Consider the following 3440-nt stretch of genomic DNA (forward strand, 5'->3'; position numbering starts at 1 on the left):
GTGAAGGCTTGCTCCGATGCGGGCTTGCATTCGGTGCTGGAGAAGTACGACGCCAGCATGACCGAAGCGGACCTGCTGGCCCGCGTGGAAGCCCTCAACAACGACCCCGCCATCCACGGCATCCTGGTGCAACTGCCTTTGCCGGCGCACATCGACGCGCAAAAAGTGATCGAAGCCATCAGCCCGGCCAAGGACGTGGACGGCTTTCACATCGCCAGCGCCGGGGCCTTGATGACCGGCATGCCCGGTTTTTGGCCCTGCACACCCTACGGCTGCATGAAGATGCTCGAGAGCATTGGCTATGACCTGCGCGGCAAACATGCCGTGGTCATTGGCCGCAGCAACATTGTGGGCAAGCCCATGGCGCTGATGCTGCTGCAAAAAGACGCCACGGTGACGGTGGCGCACTCGCGCACCCAAAACCTCAAAGCCCTGACCCTGCAAGCCGACGTGATCGTGGCCGCCGTGGGCAAGCGCAATGTGCTCACGGCCGACATGGTCAAACCCGGCGCCGTGGTGCTGGACGTGGGCATGAACCGCAACGACGAAGGCAAGCTCTGCGGCGACGTGGACTTTGCAGGCGTCAAGGAAGTCGCGGGCTACATCACCCCTGTGCCGGGCGGCGTCGGCCCCATGACCATCACCATGCTGATGGTGAACACCCTCGAATCCGCCGAAAAAAGTGCCTGACCGGGCAAGCCCCCCAAGCAAAACGCCGGCTTCAAGCCGGCGTTTTTCATGCATTGATAACGAAATTCAATGTCAATTCATGCGCGCTGTTCGCCAAAGCGCAGCGCCCGCACAAAGCCACTGCCCCAGCACCATCAGCGTGCCCAGGCCATGCCACAGGCGCAGGTCCCCACCGGTGGCGCGGGCGGTGACGATCTTCTGCGCCACGCCGAACTCCTGCAGCAGCGCCAGCAGCATGGCCGCCAGCACAAAGCCCATGGTGCCCAGCACGCGCTGCATCTGCGCCAGCCGTTGAGGGTCCACCGTTTCATCCGCCAGCGGGAACTGTGCGTCGGCCCGCGCCCGGCGCAACACCAGCAGCAAGGCCATGCCAATCCCCAGCCCGGCCCAGCACTGCAACGAAAACAGCTTGGCCGCCACCGGCCCGGCCACGGGCGCGCCCAGCTGGGCGAACAGCGTGGGCACGGCGACGAAGCTCAGGCCTGACATGCCGCCCCACCAGAGCGCCGCCAGGAAAACGGCCAGCCGCTGCTGCATGACCATCACTCGTAGCGGACAGCCACCACCTCGTAGCGGCGCACGCCGCCCGGCGCCTGCACCTCGGCCACGTCGCCCTCTTCCTTGCCGATCAGCGCGCGCGCGATCGGGCTGCTGATGTTGATCAGGCCCTTCTTCAGGTCGGCCTCGTCCTCGCCCACGATCTGGTAGGTCACGGCAGCACCGCTGTCTTCGTCTTCCAGGTCCACCGTGGCGCCGAACACCACGCGGCCACCAGCGTCCAGCGTGGACGGGTCGATCACCTGAGCGGCCGAGAGCTTGCCTTCCACCTCGGCGATGCGGCCTTCGATGAAGCCCTGGCGTTCCTTGGCTGCGTCGTAGTCGGCGTTTTCGCTCAGATCGCCCTGGGCGCGGGCTTCGGCAATCGCCTGGATCACCCCCGGGCGCTCCACGGTCTTGAGCTTGTGCAGCTCGGCCTTGAGCAGTTCGGCGCCGCGTTTGGTGATGGGATAGGTGGACATGGCAATCACTCCGGGATACGCATCGGGCAGGCTGCGTGAGGTTTCTGCCCGGGACAAAAGGAAACCGCCGAACGTTGCCGATCGGCGGTGAAGTTGCACCGGATTATGCCCCGGTCCCGCGGCAAAAAACGAAGGGCCGCCCCGGGGTTTGCCCCCAGAGCGTCCCTCCGCGCGAACTCAGGCGTTCGCCAGCTGCTGGTGCATCTCCTGCACGGAAATCACGCCCAGGCTGTTCATGTACTTCATGCCCTCGACAGCCGCTACCGCGCCGGCGATGGTGGTGAAGGTCGTCACACGGGCCAGCAGCGCCGAGGTGCGGATCGCGCGCGAATCGGTGATGGCGTTGCGGCGCTCTTCCACCGTGTTGATCACCAGCGCGATCTCGCTGTTCTTGATCGAGTCCACGATGTGCGGGCGGCCTTCGGTCACCTTGTTCACCGTCTTGACCGGAACGCCCGCCGCTTCAATGGCCGCCGCCGTGCCGCGCGTGGCCACCAGTTCAACACCCATGGCCACCAGCTGGCGCGCCACTTCCACGGCGCGTGGCTTGTCGCCGTTCTTCACGGTCAGGAACACCTTGCCCGATGTGGGCAGCTTGGTGCCCGCGCCCAGCTGGCTCTTGACAAAGGCTTCCCCGAAGGTCTTGCCCACGCCCATCACCTCGCCGGTGGACTTCATCTCGGGGCCGAGGATGGTGTCCACGCCCGGGAACTTCACAAACGGGAACACGGCTTCCTTGACGCTGAAGTACGGCGGCGTGACCTCGGCACCGATGCCCTGCTGGTCCAGCGTCTGGCCGGCCATGCAGCGCGCCGCCACCTTGGCCAGCTGGATGCCGGTGGCCTTGGACACGAACGGCACCGTGCGCGAGGCGCGCGGGTTCACCTCCAGCACGAAGATCACGTCGGTCTTGACGCCGTTCTCTTCCTTTTCCTGGATCGCGAACTGCACGTTCATCAGGCCCACCACGTTCAGGCCTTCGGCCATGGCTGCGGTCTGGCGCTTGAGCTCGTCCACCGTGGCCTTGCTCAGGTAGTACGGCGGCAGCGAACAGGCCGAGTCGCCCGAGTGCACGCCCGCCTGCTCGATGTGCTCCATCACACCACCGATGAACACGCGGCCAGCGGTGTCGCGCACCGCGTCCACGTCGCACTCGATGGCGTCGTTCAGGAAACGGTCCAGAAGCACCGGCGAATCGTTGCTCACTTTCACCGCTTCGCGCATGTAGCGCTCCAGGTCGCGCTGCTCGTGCACGATTTCCATCGCGCGGCCGCCCAGCACGTAGCTGGGGCGCACGACCAGCGGATAACCCAGGGCCGCTGCTTTTTCCAGCGCTTCGGGCTCGGCGCGGGCGGTGGCGTTGGGCGGCTGGCGCAGGCCCAGCTCGTGCAGCAGCTTCTGGAAGCGCTCACGGTCTTCGGCGGCGTCGATCATGTCCGGGCTGGTGCCGATGATGGGCACGCCCGCAGCCTCCAGGCCCAGCGCCAGCTTCAGCGGCGTCTGGCCGCCGTACTGCACGATCACGCCGGTCGGCTTTTCCTTGTCCACGATCTCCAGCACGTCTTCCAGCGTCAGCGGCTCGAAGTACAGGCGGTCGCTGGTGTCGTAGTCGGTGGACACGGTTTCCGGGTTGCAGTTGACCATGATGGTCTCGTACCCGTCTTCGCGCATCGCCAGCGCGGCGTGCACGCAGCAGTAGTCGAACTCGATGCCCTGGCCGATGCGGTTCGG

4 protein-coding genes are annotated in these 3440 nt (G+C 65.8%); 1 reads left to right on the top strand and 3 read right to left on the bottom strand.

Going from position 1 to position 3440, the window contains the following annotated elements; translation table 11 throughout:
* Positions 1-690: bifunctional methylenetetrahydrofolate dehydrogenase/methenyltetrahydrofolate cyclohydrolase (locus tag ACR2JA_RS16010; protein WP_434010068.1), on the top strand; the 690-nt coding region annotated here is incomplete at its 5' end.
* A gap of 72 nt (positions 691-762) precedes the next feature.
* Here the strand turns inward: ACR2JA_RS16010 and ACR2JA_RS16015 are convergent.
* From ACR2JA_RS16015 to carB, 3 genes are all read right to left on the bottom strand, one after another.
* A complete protein-coding gene (locus ACR2JA_RS16015) occupies positions 763-1227 on the bottom strand; it encodes a DUF4149 domain-containing protein (RefSeq protein WP_434010069.1) in 465 nt (154 codons plus the stop codon).
* A 5-nt stretch (positions 1228-1232) separates the two neighbouring features.
* On the bottom strand, positions 1233-1709 hold the full coding sequence (gene greA / locus ACR2JA_RS16020; protein WP_434010070.1) for a transcription elongation factor GreA: 477 nt from the start codon (positions 1707-1709) through the stop codon (positions 1233-1235).
* 177 nt (positions 1710-1886) lie between these two features.
* Positions 1887-3440: carbamoyl-phosphate synthase large subunit (carB, locus tag ACR2JA_RS16025; protein WP_434010071.1), on the bottom strand; the 1554-nt coding region annotated here is incomplete at its 5' end.

This window comes from Hydrogenophaga sp. (genome assembly GCF_051007235.1).
Classification (GTDB): domain Bacteria; phylum Pseudomonadota; class Gammaproteobacteria; order Burkholderiales; family Burkholderiaceae_C; genus Hydrogenophaga.